The sequence below is a fragment of the Streptomyces sp. NPDC006510 genome (assembly GCF_040611955.1).
Lineage (GTDB): Bacteria > Actinomycetota > Actinomycetes > Streptomycetales > Streptomycetaceae > Streptomyces.
Genome location: NZ_JBEXPH010000052.1, coordinates 18,872 through 34,702, shown reverse-complemented (window position 1 = coordinate 34,702; position 15,831 = coordinate 18,872). Strand labels below are relative to the sequence as shown.

The following is a 15,831-nucleotide window of genomic DNA, read 5'->3' as shown; positions in this document are numbered from 1 at the left end:
CCCGCCACCGCCCCCCGCCGCCCCCCCACCCAACCCGAAGGGCGGCACCCCGCGCGGGGTGCCGCCCTTCGGCATGGGTCGCGGTTGCCCGCGTCTACTTGCGCATGACCTCCGGCTCGTGGCGGCGCAGCAGTCGCGCGACCACGACGCCGCAGATGATGCCGAGCAGCAGGAGTACCGAGATGTTGATCCCCCACTGACCGGCCGAGTGCTCCCAGAGCGGGTCGAGGTCGGTCGGGTTCTTCGGGTCCCACGGCGCCATGAGGTGCGAGAGGTCCAGCGTCGTGCCCGCGCCGGCGATGGCCCAGCGGGACGGCATCAGCCAGGCGAACTGCTCCAGGCCCGGCGAGCCGAACACCTGGAAGAGGATGCCGGTGAAGACGACCTGGACGATCGCGAACATGACCAGCAGCGGCATGGTCTTCTCGGCGGTCTTCACCAGCGAGGAGATCACCAGGCCGAACATCATCGAGGTGAAGCCGAGCGCGATGATCGTCAGGCAGAGCTCGACGGCCGGCGGCATGATGAGGCCCTCTTCGGGCAGCTCACGGGTGGCGAAGCCGATACCGCAGATGATGACGCCCTGGATGGCGGTGATCACGCCGAGAACGATCACCTTGGACATCAGATAGGCGGAGCGGGACAGGCCGGTGGCCCGTTCCCGTTCGTAGATGACGCGTTCCTTGATCAGTTCTCGTACGGAGTTGGCCGCACCGGAGAAGCACATGCCGACCGCGAGGATCAGCATGATCGTTCCGGCGGCTCCGTTGAACCGGGACGGCGGCTTCGGCGGGGCCAGACCGAAGTCGGCCGGGATGACCACGCTGACCACGCCGAGCACGGCGGGCAGGATCAGCATCAGGCCCATGAAGCCCTTGTCGGACGCGATCACCGAGATGTAGCGGCGCATCAGCGTCCACAGCTGGGCCGACCAGCTCTGCGGCTTCGGCGGGCGCATCTGCTGCGGGGGCGGCATGTGCACGGACTGCGCGGCGACGGAGTCGATGTCCGCGGCGTACATCTGGTAGTGCTGCGAACCGCGCCAGCGGCCCGCCCAGTCGTAGTCGCGGTAGTTCTCGAACGCGGAGAAGACATCGGCCCAGGTGGTGTAGCCGAAGAAGTTGAGCGCTTCCTCCGGCGGGCCGAAGTAGGCGACGGAGCCGCCCGGCGCCATGACCAGCAGCTTGTCGCAGATCGCCAGCTCGGCGACGGAGTGCGTGACGACCAGGACGGTACGGCCGTCGTCGGCCAGGCCGCGCAGCAGCTGCATGACATCGCGGTCCATGCCCGGGTCGAGACCGGAGGTCGGCTCGTCCAGGAAGATCAGCGACGGCTTGGTGAGCAGCTCCAGGGCGACGGAGACGCGCTTGCGCTGACCGCCGGAGAGCGAGGTGACCTTCTTGTCCTTGTGGATGTCGAGCTTGAGCTCGGCGAGGACTTCGAGGATCCGGGCCTGGCGCTCGGCCTCGGTGGTGTCCGCGGGGAAGCGGAGCTTGGCCGCGTACTTGAGCGCCTTGGTGACGGTCAGTTCCTTGTGCAGGATGTCGTCCTGCGGTACCAGACCGATGCGCTGGCGCAGCTCGGCGAACTGCTTGTACAGGTTCCGGTTGTCGTAGAGGACGTCGCCCTGGTTGGCGGGCCGGTAGCCGGTGAGCGCCTTGAGCAGGGTGGACTTGCCGGATCCGGACGGGCCGATGACCGCGATGAGCGACTTCTCCGGGACGCCGAAGGAGACGTCCTTGAGGATCTGCTTCCCGCCGTCGACCGTCACCGTGAGGTGGCGGGCGGAGAAGGAGACCTCACCGGTGTCGACGAACTCTTCGAGCCGGTCGCCGACCAGGCGGAAGGTCGAGTGACCGACGCCGACGATGTCGTTGGGGCCGATGAGCGCGGAGCCGGACTTGGAGAGCGGCTGGCCGTTGACGTACGTGCCGTTGTGGGAACCGAGGTCACGGATCTCGAAGCGGCCGTCGGGGGTCGCGTGAAATTCGGCGTGGTGGCGCGAGACCTGGAGGTCGGAGACGACCAGTTCGTTCTCCAGCGCACGACCGATGCGCATGACCCGGCCGAGGTCCAGCTGGTGGAACGTGGTCGGGCTGCGGTCGCCGTACACCGGCGGCGCCCCCGCGGCACCGCCGGGACCGCCCGCGCCGGGCGTCCTCGCCATGCCCTGCTGCTGCGGGACCTGGGGCTGTACGGGCTGCTGCGGCGGGCCCTGGGGAGCCTGCTGCGGCCAGCCCTGCTGTGGCTGCTGCGGAGCGGGGGCCTGCTGGCCGGGCCAGCCGGCGCCACCCTGCTGGGGCTGCGGGGCGGGTGCCTGCTGGGCACCGGCGCCCTGCCCGCTGTACACATCGGCGCCCGCCGCGGCGGTGAGGCTCAGCCGCGGACCGTCAGTGGCATTGCCCAGATGTACGACGGAGCCGGGGCCGATCTCCAGCTGCTGGACCCGGCTGCCCTGCGCATAGGTGCCGTTGGTGCTGCCGTGGTCCTCGATGAACCAACTCCGGCCACCCCAGCTGATCGTGGCATGGCGCCACGACACCCTGGCGTCGTCGATCGTCAGGTCGCCCTGCGGATCGCGCCCGAGGGTGTACGACCTGGACGGATCGAGCGTCCAGGTCCTTCCATTCAATTCCAGTACGAGTTCCGGCACTCCGCGCCCCACTAGTTGTCCCCCGAGTTGCCCCCATCACAGGGGGCCTAGGGATGCTGAACATCGTGGGGAACTATTCCAGGACCAGTCCCGGATACGAAAGTCGGGCGGGGTGAAGACCCTGCCGAGACCTGCATCGTTACGGTGCCGACACGAATAAACGGAGCAGGGGGCGGTAAGCACCCCGAGTAACCATGAATCGCCTGCAAAGGGGATATCCAGGGCTGGCCAGACCTGCCGTGTCCCACCCCCTCGGCCACCGGCCGGATCCGGACGCGCGCAGTCCGTCACCGCGCGTGTGCTCCGGGCGGGGGTAAGAGTCTGCCGGGTGACCTCGGATCGGATGGCGGACGCGGTCTGGTGCGTGCGATTCCAAGGCGGAGGAGGGAGTCAACGCGGAGCGTTGGCGACCGACGACAATGCGGGAAGCGTGCGTGCCAGACCGCGTCCGCCCGGTCGGAGGTCACCCGACAGACTCTAAGGGTCCGACGCGCTGTCCGGTCCTCGGGACGGGCCTCCGGTGCCTCGCGGCAGACCGATACGGTGGGAGCACCATGAGCGCATCTCAGCCACCTCGGTCCTCCTCGTCTCCTGAGTCCTCCGAGTCCCCTGGGTCCCCTGAGTCCCGTCGGGGCACCGACACACCCACCCTTCTCGTGAAGATCTTCGGGAAGGACCGCCCCGGCATCACCGCCGGGCTCTTCGACACCCTCGCCGCCTACTCGGTCGATGTCGTCGACATCGAGCAGGTCGTCACCCGTGGCCGCATCGTCCTGTGCGCACTGGTCACCGCCCCGACCGCGGGCGGTACCACCGAGGGCGATCTGCGGGCGACCGTGCACAGCTGGGCCGACTCGCTGAAGCTTCAGGCCGAGATCATCTCCGGCACCGGTGACAACCGGCCGCGTGGCCACGGGCGCTCCCATGTGACGGTGCTCGGGCACCCGCTGACCGCGGAGTCGACCGCCGCCATAGCGGCCACGATCACCTCCACCGGAGGCAACATCGACCGGATCTTCCGGCTCGCGAAGTACCCGGTCACGGCAGTCGAGTTCGCGGTGTCCGGCACCGGGACCGAGGAGCTGCGGACCGCACTGGCGACGGAGTCCGCCGGCATCGGTGTCGATGTCGCGGTGGTGTCGGCCGGGCTGAGCCGCCGGGCACAGCGGCTGGTCGTCATGGACGTCGACTCGACGCTCATCCAGGACGAGGTCATCGAGCTCTTCGCCGCCCACGCGGGCTGCGAGGACAAGGTCGCCGAGGTGACCGCGCAGGCGATGCGCGGCGAGCTCGACTTCGAGCAGTCGCTGCACGCACGGGTGGCGCTGCTGGCCGGGCTCGATGTGTCGGTGGTGGACAAGGTGCGCGCCGAGGTGCGGCTCACGCCGGGCGCGCGCACCCTGATCCGTACGCTGAAGCGGCTCGGCTACCAAGTGGGTGTGGTCTCGGGCGGGTTCACCCAGGTCACCGACGATCTGAAGGAGCGGCTCGGGCTCGACTTCGCCTCTGCCAACACACTGGAAGTGGTCGACGGAAAGCTCACCGGCCGGGTGGTCGGCGACATCGTCGACCGGGCGGGCAAGGCGCGGCTGCTGCGCAGCTTCGCCGAGCAGGCCGGGGTGCCGCTGGCGCAGACCGTCGCGATCGGTGACGGTGCGAACGACCTGGACATGCTGAACACCGCCGGGCTCGGGGTGGCCTTCAACGCCAAGCCGGTGGTCCGCGAGGCCGCGCACACCGCGGTGAACGTGCCGTTCCTGGACACCGTGCTCTATCTGCTCGGCATCACCCGCGAGGAGGTCGAGGCCGCCGACGGTCTCGTCGACTGACACGTTCGCGCCTGCGAGCAGGGCCCCGGTGCTTCCCGCACCGGAGCCCTGCGTCGTACGGCAGCGGGATCAGTCGTTGGGCGTCCAGTACTCGACCAGCTTGCCCACTCCGTGCTCGACGCCCTTCCAGGAGCCGGTGAACTCGACGACGGCGAACGCGGCGGTGGGGAAGCCACCGCGGTTCATCCGGGCCAGGGCATCGCCCTCGGCCGATTCCGAGAGGGCGTCGGCGACCGCGTGCATGCCGGGGTTGTGGCCGATGACCAGGAGGTCGTGCACATCGTCGGGGGTCTCGTTGATCAGGGCGATGAGCTCGCCGGGGGACGCCTCGTACAGCCGCTCCTCGTACACGGTCCTGGGGCGGTGCGGCATCTCGTGGACGGCCAGCTTCCACGTCTCGCGCGTCCTGGCGGCGGTGGAGCAGAGGGCCAGATCGAGGTCGATCCCGGAGTCGACGAGTTTGCGGCCTGCGACGGGGGCATCCTTGCGGCCGCGCTCGGCGAGCGGTCGCTCGTGGTCGGAGTCCTGCGACCATTCCGCCTTTGCATGCCTGAGAAGAACGATCCTGCGAGGTGTATCGGCGCTCATACACCTCAGCTTCGCATGAAATGTGCCGCCCGGCGCAGGGTGTTGAGGGGCTGCTGCGGGGTGCGCGGGCGGCGTCAGCGGGTCACCAGGGCCACGATTCGCTCAAGCAACCGGCTGATCGCCGGATCGCTGGTCGCGGCGTGTGCCTCGCCGGATCCCACGATCAACAGGAGGAGTGCGGCGAACGCGATCGCGGGCAGCGCGATGGCCCACCACGGCAGCCGGACCTCGACGCTGCCCGTGGCCGGGTGGGTGGTCGGGGTGTGCGTTGGGGCCGGCATGTCCGCCTCCGTGAGTCATCGGTGCTGATACCGAGAACCTACGGATCCGGGGCCGTCGGCCCCATCCGGCGACCCACCCACTTCACCCTGACCCTGGCCCCCTAGGGGATGCTGGGGTTAGCCCCACCTTCGGCGGCCGGCGGCCGCGCGGCTCAGGGGGCCGCGATCGAGGAGATCACTGCGATGATCACGGTGATCAGCAGCATCGCCCCGAGTACGAGGAGGAACTTCTTCTGACCGTTCTGGGGATTCGGGTCGAGCACAGGAGACATGGGGCCAGTCTCGCACTTCAGCATTCGTCCTCGATCGTCCGGTCCCGCCCGGCCAGGATTCCGAACGCCATCTGCGGCACCATGAGGCCCGCCATCAGCGCGATCGGCAGCCCCCAGCCGCCGCTGTGCTGGTAGAGCACACCGATCAGCAGCGGTCCCGGGATCGAGATCAGATAGCCGACGGACTGGGCGAACGCGGACAGCCGGACCACCCCCGCGCCGCTGCGGGACCGCATGCCGATCATGGTCAGGGCGAGCGGGAAGGAGCAGTTCGAGATGCCCAGGAGCAGCGCCCAGGCCCAGGCCCCGCCGGCCGGCGCCAGGAAGAGGCCCGCGTAGCCGATGAGGCCGCAGCTGCCGAGGAAGACGACGATCGGGCCCTGGTTCTTCATCCGGGTCGCGACCCTCGGGATGACGAAGGCGAGCGGCACGCCCATCGCCATGGTCACGGCGAGCAGCACACCCGCCGTACCGGCCGAGACCCCGGCGTCGCGGAAGATCTGCGGCATCCATCCCATGGTGATGTACGCGGCGGTGGCCTGAAGGCCGAAGAAGCAGGCGAGGCCCCAGGCGGTGCGGCTGCGGGTGATCCTGAGGGCGGGGGTGCCCGGCTGCTGGGCGGCCGGCTGCCCGGGGGCGCCGCGCCGGTCACGTACCAGCGGGATCCAGGGCAGGATCGCGGCGGCGGCGAGCACGGCCCAGACGCCGAGCCCCAGACGCCAGCTGCCGCCCAGCGCGCTGGTCATGGGCACGGTCACCGCGGCGGCGAGCGAGGTGCCGAGGGCCAGGGCCATGGAGTAGAGCCCGGTCATGGAGCCGACCCGGTCCGGGAACCAGCGCTTGACGATCACCGGCATCAGGACGTTGCTGACGGCGATGCCCATGAGGGCGAGGGCGCTCGCGGCGAGGAAGCCGGCCGTCCCGCCGACGAGCGGCCGGACCACCAGACCGGCGGTGATGGCGGTCATGCCGGCGCAGACGACCGCGCCGGGGCCGAAGCGGCGGGCGAGGCGCGGCGCCATGATGCCGAAGACCGCGAAGCAGAGCGGTGGTACGGAGGTCAGGACGCCGGCGACGCTGCCGCTCATGTGCAGCCCGTCCCGTACCTCTTCGAGGAGGGCGCCGAGGCTGGTGATGGCGGGGCGCAGGTTGAGCGCGGTGAGGACCAGCCCGACGACGACCAGCCGGAGCAGCCAGGGAGAGGGCCCGTCGGCGGCCTGCGCCGACCGCGGGTCCTGCGGGGTTCGTACGGCTGGGGGTTTCGTGGGTGCGTCCATCGTGGTGGCGGGGGTCCGGGTCTGTGGCCGGGTCTCGTCGTCGGGCATGTGGCCCATCATAGAATCATGGGATGATTGATTGTCCAATCCTTCGAGAGCTGCTCTGAGACCATTCGCTACCGCAGAGCAGCCCCGTCACCCTCACTGCCCTCATCACTCCAGCAACCCGACCAAGGAGCACCATGGCGCTGACGTCTCCGCGGCGTTCGGCACTCGCCGACCAGGTGATTGCCCAGTTGAGGAATCAGATCACCTCGGGCGAGTGGCCCGTGGGTTCACGCATTCCCACCGAGCCCGAGCTGGTGGAGCAGCTGGGGGTGGCCCGCAACACCGTCCGGGAGGCCGTGCGCGCCCTCGCGCACAACGGCCTGCTCGACATCCGGCAGGGGTCGGGCACCTATGTCGTCGCCACCAGCGAACTTGCCGGGGTGATGCACCGCCGCTTCGCCTCCGCCGATCCGCGCCATGTCGCCGAGCTGCGCTCCACCCTGGAGTCGTCGGCGGCGAGGCTGGCCGCCGCCCGGCGCACCGAGCGGGATCTGAAGCAGCTGGACGCGCTCATGGCGCGCCGGGAGGAGACCTGGGCCGCGGGAGACGCCGACGCGTTCGTCGCGGCGGACGCGACGCTGCATCTGGCGGTGGTGGCCGCCTCGCACAACGACGTGCTGACCGGTCTCTACGCCGACCTGGGCGATCTGCTGCGCGACTATCTCAGGGGCGATATCGGTCATGAGCTGCGGCCGGAGAACCACATGGACCACGGCAGGCTGGTCGAGGCGATCCGGGCGGGCGACGGCGAGACGGCGGCGGCCGAGGCCGCGAGCCATGCGCTGAGCTGTCTGGTGGACCGGACCTGAGGTCCGTCCGGCGGCCCCAGGGTCTCTGGGCCTCTCTCTAGGCCGTGTCCTGCACCTGGTGTGTGACCCAGACGGAGCCGACTTCCTTCCAGCAGCGGTCGTCGATCCGCACGGTCCGCCCGGGTCCCACGTCGACCGGGACGGCGTCGGCGTCTATGTCCCACCAGCGGCGGCATTCGGTGTGCAGTTGTACGCGGTCGGTGGAGGGGTACGGGTTGTGGCAGTAGGCGACGACCCGGGAGCCCCGGACCGACGTACGGCATTCGGCTCCGGCGGGGTCGGGTGTGGGAGTGGCGGGGGTGGATGCCCCGGCTCCCATCCGCCCCGCCACGGATATCCCCACCGGGGTGGCGAGTCCGGCGACGGCTATGGAGGCCGCCAGCAGGGCGCAGGTCCGGCGACGTGTGGCGCGCACAGCGACCTCCTCCCCGCAGCCTGACCCGAAGTCCGGTTCATCACATTCTGCGGTGGATCGACCGTATTTTCGACTTGAGCGGGCCGAAACCGGGCGCGGACACAACAGAGCCGCGTACCGCCTGGTCCCAGGCGGTACGCGGCTGTGTCGGGGCCCGTCGTACGAGATCAGGCACCCATCATGTGCACGCCACCATCGACGTGGATGATCTCGCCCGTGGTCTTCGGGAAGAAGTCCGAGAGCAGCGCGACGATGGCGCGGCCGGCCGGCTCCGGGTCCGTCATGTCCCAGGACAGCGGGGAGCGGGTGTTCCACACGTCCGCGAGCTCGGTGAAGCCCGGGATGGACTTCGCGGCCATGGACTTGAGCGGTCCGGCGGAGACCAGGTTGCAGCGGATGTCGTCCTTGCCCAGGTCACGGGCGAGGTAGCGGGAGGTGGCCTCCAGCGCGGCCTTGGCCGGGCCCATCCAGTCGTACTGCGGCCAGGCGAACTGCGCGTCGAAGGTGAGGCCGACGACCGAGCCGCCGTCGCTCATCAGCGGCTTGCAGGCCATGGCGAGCGACTTCAGCGAGAACGCCGAGACGTGCATCGCGGTGGCGACTGACTCGAACGGGGTGTTGAGGAAGTTGCCGCCGAGCGCGTCCTGCGGCGCGAAGCCGATGGAGTGGACGACGCCGTCGAGCGAGCCGAGCTCGTCCTTCACCAGGCCTTCGAGCCGGTCCAGGTGCTCGGTGTTGGTCACGTCCAGCTCGATGACCTTGGCCGGCTTGGGCAGCTTCTTGGCGATCCGCTCCGTCAGCGTGGGCCGCGGGAAGGCGGTCAGGATGATCTCCGCGCCCTGCTCCTGGGCCACCTTGGCGGTGTGGAACGCGATGGACGACTCCATCAGCACCCCGGTGATGAGGATGCGCTTGCCGTCGAGAATTCCGCTCATGGTGATCAGTGACCCATGCCCAATCCGCCGTCGACGGGGATGACGGCTCCAGTGATGTACGACGCGTCGTCGGAGGCGAGGAAGCGCACCGCGGCGGCGATCTCCTCGGGCTGCGCGTAGCGGCCGAGCGGCACCTGGGACACGATGCCCTTGCGCTGCTCCTCGGTGAGCACCTGCGTCATGTCGGTGTCGACAAAACCGGGCGCGACGACGTTGAAAGTGATGTTCCGCGAACCGAGTTCACGGGCCAGCGACCGGGCGAAGCCGACCAGACCCGCCTTGGACGCGGCGTAGTTCGCCTGCCCGGCCGAGCCGAGCAGTCCGACCACGGAGGAGATGAGGACGACGCGGCCCTTCTTGGCGCGCAGCATGCCGCGGTTGGCGCGCTTGACGACCCGGAAGGTGCCGGTGAGGTTGGTGTCGACGACGGACGTGAAGTCGTCCTCGGACATCCGCATCAGCAACTGGTCCTTGGTGATACCGGCGTTGGCGACCAGCACCTCGACGGGACCGTGCTTCTCCTCGATCTCCTTGTAGGCCTGCTCCACCTGCTCGGCGTCGGTGATGTCGCAACGGACCGCGAGAACACCGGCCTCGGTGAGCACCGCGGGCGGCTCGCCGGAGCGGTAGGTGATCGCGACCTTGTCGCCGTTGTCGGCGAAAGCGCGGGCGATGGCGAGGCCGATGCCCCGGTTTCCTCCGGTGACGAGAACCGAGCGGCTCAACGGATCACCCTTTCCCTAGCGGTCTGGTACGTCGAAAACCTATCGGTACCAGGTGCTCCACAAGCAATCGGCCCCTGACAGCGCCTTCCCCCGGGCACTGTGGGGTTCCTACAGAGGGCCACCCGTCGGGCGGCGCCGTGTCCGGCCCGTGGCGGGCGGCGTCCGATATCCCCGGTGCGGTCACCATCCGGCGTGATTCACTTCCGTGGTGTATCGAGAAGGGAATTCCCTGTGCCCCACGAGGTAGATCAGTCATTCCTGGCCCTGCCCCTGCGGGCCCTCGCCGACGCGGCGCTCGCCCGCGCGCGGGCGCTGGGTGCCGTGCATGCCGATTTCCGGCTGGAGCGGGTGCGCAGCGCGTCCTGGCGGCTGCGGGACGCCCGGCCCGCCGGGTCCTCGGACACCACCGATCTCGGGTACGCGGTGCGGGTGGTGCACGGCGGGGCGTGGGGGTTCGCGTCCGGGGTGGACCTGACGATGGACGCCGCGGCGAAGGTGGCCTCGCAGGCCGTCGCCATGGCGAAGCTGTCGGCGAAGGTGATCGCGGCCGCCGGGTCGGACGAGCGGGTCGAGCTGGCGGACGAGCCGGTGCACGGCGAGCGGACCTGGGTCTCGGCGTACGACATCGACCCCTTCGACGTACCGGACGAGGAGAAGGCGGGGCTGCTCTCCGAGTGGAGCGGCCGGCTCCTGGGGGCCGAGGGCGTCGCGCATGTGGACGCCTCGCTGACGACCGTCCATGAGAACAAGTTCTACGCGGACACGGCGGGCACCGTGACCACCCAGCAGCGGGTGCGGCTGCATCCGGAGTTCACCGCGGTCGCCGTGGACGGGACGACCGGTGAGTTCGACTCGATGCGGACGATCGCCCCGCCGGTGGGCCGCGGCTGGGAATACCTGACCGGGACCGGCTGGGACTGGGACGACGAGCTGGCGCGGATCCCCGGGCTGCTGGCGGAGAAGATGCGGGCGCCGAGCGTCGAGGCGGGGACGTACGACCTGGTCGTCGACCCGTCCAACCTCTGGCTGACCATCCACGAGTCGATCGGCCACGCCACCGAGCTGGACCGTGCGCTGGGGTACGAGGCGGCGTACGCCGGGACCTCGTTCGCCACCTTCGACCAGCTGGGGAAGCTGGCGTACGGCTCCCCCGTGATGAATGTGACGGGCGACCGCACCGCCGAGCACGGGCTGGCGACCATCGGGTACGACGACGAGGGCGTCGAGGCGCAGTCCTGGGACCTGGTCAAGGACGGGACGCTGGTCGGGTACCAGCTGGACCGGCGGATCGCGAAGCTGACAGGCCTGGGCCGGTCCAACGGGTGCGCGTACGCGGACTCGCCGAGCCATGTTCCCGTGCAGCGGATGGCGAACGTGTCGCTGCAGCCGGACCCGGGCGGGCTGTCCACCGAGGATCTGATCGGCGGGGTGGAACGCGGCATCTACGTGGTCGGCGACCGGTCCTGGTCGATCGACATGCAGCGCTACAACTTCCAGTTCACCGGGCAGCGGTTCTTCCGCATCGAGAACGGCAGGCTGGCCGGTCAGCTGCGCGATGTCGCGTACCAGGCCACGACGACGGACTTCTGGGGCTCGATGGAGAAGGTCGGCGGCCCGCAGACGTACGTGCTGGGCGGCGCCTTCAACTGCGGCAAGGCCCAGCCGGGCCAGGTCGCGGCCGTCTCGCACGGCTGCCCCTCCGCCCTCTTCCGGGGCGTGAACATCCTCAACACGACGCAGGAGGCCGGACGATGAGCCGCGTCAGCAAGCCGCACGAGATCGTCGAGCGGGCACTCGAACTGTCCACCGCCGACGGCTGCGTGGTCATCGCCGACGAGGAGTCGTCCGCGAATCTGCGCTGGGCCGGCAATGCGCTCACGACGAACGGGGTGACGCGGGGGCGGACCCTGACCGTCGTCGCGACCGTCGACGGTGCGCAGGGCACCGCGTCCGGTGTGGTGTCGCGGTCCGCGGTCACCGCCGACGATCTGGAGCCGCTGGTGCGGGCCGCCGAGGCCGCCGCGCGCGGGGCCGGTCCGGCGGAGGACGCCCAGCCGCTGGTCACCGGGGTGCCCACGTCGCCCGACTTCGCTGACGCACCGGCCGAGACGGGCTCGGACGTCTTCGCGGAGTTCGCCCCGGCCCTCGGCGACGCCTTCGCCCGCGCCCGCTCCGGCGGCCGTGAGCTGTACGGCTTCGCGCACCACCGGCTGACCTCGACCTACCTCGGTACGTCGACGGGTCTGCGGCTGCGCCACGACCAGCCGACCGGGACGCTGGAGCTCAACGCCAAGTCCCCCGACCGCACCCGTTCGTCCTGGGCGGGCCGCTCGACGCGCGACTTCAAGGATGTCGACCCGGCCGAGCTCGACGCGGAACTGGCGCAGCGGCTGCGCTGGGCACAGCGCCGTATCGAGCTGCCCGCCGGACGGTACGAGACGCTGCTGCCACCGACCGCCGTCGCCGATCTGCTGATCTACCAGCTGTGGTCGTCGACCGCGCGGGACGCCGCGGAGGGCCGGACGGTGTTCTCCAAGCCGGGGGGCGGGACCAGGCTCGGCGAGATGCTCTCCGGGCTGCCGCTGACACTTCGCAGCGACCCGTACGCACCGGGTCTGGAGGCGGCGCCGTTCGTGATCGCCCACGCCTCCGGGGACAGTGCCTCCGTCTTCGACAACGGTCTGCCGCTGACGCCGACCGACTGGGTCCGGGACGGCCGGCTGGAGCATCTGACGACCACCCGGCACACGGCGGGGCTGACCGGGCAGCCGGTCTCGCCGGCGATCGACAACCTGGTGCTGGAGGGCGGTGGTGAACGCTCCCTGGAGGAGATGGTGGCCGCGACGACCGGGCGCGGACTGCTGCTGACCTGCATGTGGTACATCCGGGAGGTCGATCCGGCGACGCTGCTGCTGACCGGGCTGACCCGCGACGGGGTGTATCTCGTCGAGGACGGCGAGGTCGTCGGCGAGGTGAACAACTTCCGGTTCAACGAGTCGCCGGTGGACCTGCTGTCGCGGGCCACGGAGGCGGGCCGTACGGAGAAGACGCTGCCGCGCGAGTGGGGCGACTGGTTCACCCGGGCCGCGATGCCCGCGCTGCGGATCCCCGACTTCAACATGAGCTCGGTGAGCCCGGGCGTGTGACCCGCCTAGACTGAGCGAGAAACTGTTTCCCCTATTCATCACGAGGAGCACTGGAACCGTGACGGACATCGTCGACGAGCTGAAGTGGCGTGGGCTGTTCGCCCAGTCCACTGACGAGGACGCACTGCGCAAGGCTCTCGCGGACGGTCCCGTCACCTTCTATTGCGGCTACGACCCCAGCGCGGCGAGTCTGCACGTCGGCCATCTGGTGCAGGTGCTCACCATGCGCCGGCTCCAGCGGGCCGGGCTGCGGCCGCTCGCCCTGGTGGGCGGGGCCACCGGTCAGATCGGTGACCCGCGGCCGACCGCGGAGCGCACGCTGAACGATCCGGAGACGATCGCCAACTGGGTGACGCGACTGCGGTCCCAGATCGAGCCGTTCCTGTCCTTCGAGGGCGAGAACGCGGCGGTCATGGTGAACAACCTGGACTGGACCTCGGGCATGTCCGCGATCGAGTTCCTCCGGGACATCGGCAAGCACTTCCGCGTCAACAAGATGCTGACCAAGGAATCCATCGCACGGCGGCTGGAGTCCGACGAGGGCATCAGCTACACCGAGTTCAGCTACCAGCTGCTCCAGAGCATGGACTACCTGGAGCTGTACCGGCGCTACGGCTGCACCCTCCAGCAGGGCGGCAGCGACCAGTGGGGCAACCTCACCGCCGGTCTCGACCTGATCCACCGTCTGGAGCCGGGCGCCGAGGTGCACGCGCTGGCGACCCCGCTGATGACGAAGGCGGACGGGACCAAGTTCGGCAAGTCCGAGAGCGGGGCCGTCTGGCTCGACCCGACGATGACGACGCCGTACGCGTTCTACCAGTTCTGGCTGAACGTGGACGACCGGGACATCTCGCGGTACATGCGCATCCTCAGCTTCCTCAGCCCCGCGGAGCTGGAGGAGCTGGAGAAGGTCACCGAGGAACGTCCGCAGGCCCGGACGGCGCAGCGCGCGCTGGCCGAGGAGCTGACGACGCTGGTGCACGGTGCCGATCAGTGCGCCGCGGTGATCGCGGCGTCGAAGGCGCTCTTCGGTCAGGGTGAGCTCGGCGAGCTGGACGAGGCGACGCTGAGTGCCGCGCTGTCCGAGGTGCCGCACGCACGGGTCACCGAGCTGGGCCCGCTGGTGGACCTCCTGGTGGAGGTCGGCCTGGCGCCGAGCAAGTCGGGCGCCCGCCGCACGGTGAAGGAGGGCGGTGCGTACGTGAACAACATCAAGGTCACGGACGGCGAGAGCGCACCGGCCCGCGAGGAGCTGCTGCACGGGCGCTGGCTGGTGCTGCGCCGGGGCAAGAAGAACCTCGCCGCCATCGAGGTCACCGGCTGATCCCGGACCGTATCGGCACTGCGGCCGGACACGCGTCACGCGTGTCCGGCCGCAGTGTGTTGTGTGCCCGGTGGCTGCCGTGCGCTGCGCCCCCGGTGGTTCAGGCCTTCTGTCTGGTGCCGCGGATCGAGGCCCAGAGCATGTCGCCGACGCCGACGACGAGCACCGCGCCGATCAGCTGGAGCAGATGACGCGTCCAGTCGATGCCCTTGGTGTCGTTGACACCGATCCAGGTGGCGACGGCGTTGCCGAGGACGCTGCCGATGATTCCGAAAATGGTCGTCAGCCAGAGCGGGATGTTCTGTTTGCCGGGCAGGATCGCCTTCGCGATCAGACCGAGCACCAGTCCCACGATGATTGCCCACAACCAGCCCATGTCGCCTCCTCGTGCGACGCGATGTCGCGCATGTGCGCCCAGTCTCGGCCCGCGGGACGTAGCCCGCATGCCGGAGGGGTCCGTACGTGCGGCACGGATACCGATATGTACGAACAGGGCGTGCCCCGGTCTCGAAGCCGCCGGGTGCCGGGCGTACCGTGGATGCGGTCCGGTCCGGGGAGCGTCCGGTGCGGGAATGAGGTGTCCCCGGCCCGTCAGGCACTGGGGGAAGGGTGATGGAGACGTGATGCGGAAGCAGAGCGGCGGCGAGGTCTTCCGGATCACGGGGGCCCGGCAGGGGCTCGCGGACGATGTGCGCGGCAGGCAGCGGCGCTATGTGATCTCGATGTCCGTACGGACGGTTTCGGTGATCCTGGCCGCGGTGCTGTGGAACGTCGAGCGGTATGTCGCGATCGTGGCGCTCGCGCTCGGGGCGCTGCTCCCGTACGTGGCAGTGGTCATCGCCAACGCGGGCCGGGAGAACACCCCTTCGCTTCCTTCCACCTTCGTACCGGCACCGATGCGGCCGGTACTCGATGTGGAGCCGGTGGCCGGTGCCGCGGAATCCGGTCCGGAGGGTGACGGGGTTCACCGCGGCGGCGAATCCGCCTGAGCCCCGTCGGGTGGGCCATGCACCCGAAGCTCAAGAAAACCTCAGATCAATCATGAAGTTACGGTGCACCGCACCCCGGTCTGCGTGACATACTTCGTAGGCGCTCCGCATCCCCCGTCGGAGCGACGGACCGACGCCGGGCAGCTCCCCCCGTGGCTGCTCGGCGTCGCTTTTTCTCCGGCCGGGGATGCGGTCGGGGCGCGGCCAAGCGATCGGCCCCGTGGGCCGGGCCGGGGGCCGGCACAGGCGCTGACCTAGGGTTGAGTCCGTGAACTCCCCTGAAACCGCGGCCGAGAGCGCCGCCGCCGCACCGATCTGTTCCGCCAAGGGCTGCCGGGCCGACGCCGTATGGGTGCTCGCCTGGAACAACCCGAAGCTGCACACCCCGGAGCGTCGCAAGACCTGGCTGGCCTGCGAGGAACACCGGGAGCACCTCTCCTCGTTCCTGGATCTCAGGGGTTTCCTCAAGGAGGTCGTGACACTGGCGGAGTGGGAGTCGCGCGCCGAGGAGGACTCGGGCGGCCCGTCCCGCTCCTGACC

At 69.8% G+C, this 15,831-nt stretch carries 16 protein-coding genes; 7 read left to right on the top strand and 9 right to left on the bottom strand.

All coding sequences use genetic code 11. The features are described from left to right. Positions 1 to 94: 94 nt before the first annotated feature. Positions 95 to 2,665: an FHA domain-containing protein gene (locus ABZY11_RS18170; RefSeq protein WP_356480075.1), complete on the bottom strand. Its 2,571-nt coding sequence runs from the start codon at positions 2,663 to 2,665 to the stop codon at positions 95 to 97. Between the two features lie 542 nt (positions 2,666 to 3,207). Here ABZY11_RS18170 and serB point away from each other — a divergent pair. Then, entirely contained in the window at positions 3,208 to 4,482 is a 1,275-nt protein-coding gene (gene serB / locus ABZY11_RS18165; RefSeq protein ID WP_356480074.1) for a phosphoserine phosphatase SerB, read from the top strand. Between the two features lie 69 nt (positions 4,483 to 4,551). On the opposite strand, the gene ABZY11_RS18160 is transcribed toward serB, so the two are convergent. From ABZY11_RS18160 to ABZY11_RS18145, 4 genes are all read right to left on the bottom strand, one after another. Further along, positions 4,552 to 5,070: a histidine phosphatase family protein gene (locus ABZY11_RS18160; RefSeq protein WP_356480073.1), complete on the bottom strand. Its 519-nt coding sequence runs from the start codon at positions 5,068 to 5,070 to the stop codon at positions 4,552 to 4,554. 74 nt (positions 5,071 to 5,144) lie between these two features. After that, positions 5,145 to 5,351, bottom strand: a complete 207-nt coding sequence (locus ABZY11_RS18155) for a hypothetical protein (protein ID WP_356480072.1) — start codon at positions 5,349 to 5,351, stop codon at positions 5,145 to 5,147. Positions 5,352 to 5,503: 152 nt separating this feature from the next. Then, a complete protein-coding gene (locus ABZY11_RS18150) occupies positions 5,504 to 5,614 on the bottom strand; it encodes an SGM_5486 family transporter-associated protein (protein WP_356480088.1) in 111 nt (36 codons plus the stop codon). A gap of 26 nt (positions 5,615 to 5,640) precedes the next feature. Continuing rightward, complete coding sequence (locus ABZY11_RS18145) at positions 5,641 to 6,948, bottom strand: MFS transporter (RefSeq protein ID WP_356480071.1); 1,308 nt, start codon at positions 6,946 to 6,948, stop codon at positions 5,641 to 5,643. Between the two features lie 134 nt (positions 6,949 to 7,082). On the opposite strand from ABZY11_RS18145, the gene ABZY11_RS18140 reads away from it, so the two are divergent. Next, a complete protein-coding gene (locus ABZY11_RS18140; RefSeq protein ID WP_356480070.1) occupies positions 7,083 to 7,757 on the top strand; it encodes an FCD domain-containing protein in 675 nt (224 codons plus the stop codon). A 37-nt stretch (positions 7,758 to 7,794) separates the two neighbouring features. Here the strand turns inward: ABZY11_RS18140 and ABZY11_RS18135 are convergent, their stop codons facing one another. The 3 genes from ABZY11_RS18135 to fabG all read right to left on the bottom strand — a co-directional run bounded on the left by ABZY11_RS18135 (position 7,795) and on the right by fabG (position 9,832). Continuing rightward, a complete protein-coding gene (locus ABZY11_RS18135; protein ID WP_356480069.1) occupies positions 7,795 to 8,172 on the bottom strand; it encodes a hypothetical protein in 378 nt (125 codons plus the stop codon). Between the two features lie 167 nt (positions 8,173 to 8,339). Then, positions 8,340 to 9,107 (bottom strand): enoyl-ACP reductase FabI, encoded by a 768-nt coding sequence (gene fabI / locus ABZY11_RS18130; RefSeq protein ID WP_356480068.1) that lies wholly within the window; start codon positions 9,105 to 9,107, stop codon positions 8,340 to 8,342. Between the two features lie 5 nt (positions 9,108 to 9,112). Then, positions 9,113 to 9,832 (bottom strand): 3-oxoacyl-[acyl-carrier-protein] reductase, encoded by a 720-nt coding sequence (fabG, locus tag ABZY11_RS18125; protein WP_259931067.1) that lies wholly within the window; start codon positions 9,830 to 9,832, stop codon positions 9,113 to 9,115. 231 nt (positions 9,833 to 10,063) lie between these two features. Between fabG and ABZY11_RS18120 the strand changes: the two genes are divergently transcribed. The 3 genes from ABZY11_RS18120 to tyrS are packed head-to-tail and all read left to right on the top strand — an operon-like array spanning position 10,064 to position 14,302. Next, positions 10,064 to 11,587 carry a TldD/PmbA family protein gene (locus tag ABZY11_RS18120; protein ID WP_356480067.1) on the top strand — a complete coding sequence of 508 codons (1,524 nt, stop codon included), beginning with the start codon at positions 10,064 to 10,066 and terminating at the stop codon, positions 11,585 to 11,587. Then, positions 11,584 to 12,978 (top strand): metallopeptidase TldD-related protein, encoded by a 1,395-nt coding sequence (locus ABZY11_RS18115; RefSeq protein ID WP_356480066.1) that lies wholly within the window; start codon positions 11,584 to 11,586, stop codon positions 12,976 to 12,978. Before ABZY11_RS18120 ends, ABZY11_RS18115 begins: the two co-directional genes overlap by 4 nt. Positions 12,979 to 13,036: 58 nt before the next feature. Then, the gene (gene tyrS / locus ABZY11_RS18110) at positions 13,037 to 14,302 is read left to right on the top strand and encodes a tyrosine--tRNA ligase (protein WP_356480065.1); all 1,266 of its coding nucleotides are present in this window, start codon (positions 13,037 to 13,039) and stop codon (positions 14,300 to 14,302) included. A 100-nt stretch (positions 14,303 to 14,402) separates the two neighbouring features. Here tyrS and ABZY11_RS18105 read toward each other — a convergent pair whose 3' ends face one another. Further along, positions 14,403 to 14,678 carry a GlsB/YeaQ/YmgE family stress response membrane protein gene (locus ABZY11_RS18105; RefSeq protein WP_356480064.1) on the bottom strand — a complete coding sequence of 92 codons (276 nt, stop codon included), beginning with the start codon at positions 14,676 to 14,678 and terminating at the stop codon, positions 14,403 to 14,405. 247 nt (positions 14,679 to 14,925) lie between these two features. Between ABZY11_RS18105 and ABZY11_RS18100 the strand changes: the two genes are divergently transcribed. Then, positions 14,926 to 15,291: a DUF3099 domain-containing protein gene (locus ABZY11_RS18100; RefSeq protein WP_356480063.1), complete on the top strand. Its 366-nt coding sequence runs from the start codon at positions 14,926 to 14,928 to the stop codon at positions 15,289 to 15,291. A 268-nt stretch (positions 15,292 to 15,559) separates the two neighbouring features. Further along, a complete protein-coding gene (locus ABZY11_RS18095) occupies positions 15,560 to 15,829 on the top strand; it encodes a hypothetical protein (protein ID WP_356480062.1) in 270 nt (89 codons plus the stop codon). Positions 15,830 to 15,831 lie beyond the last annotated feature (2 nt).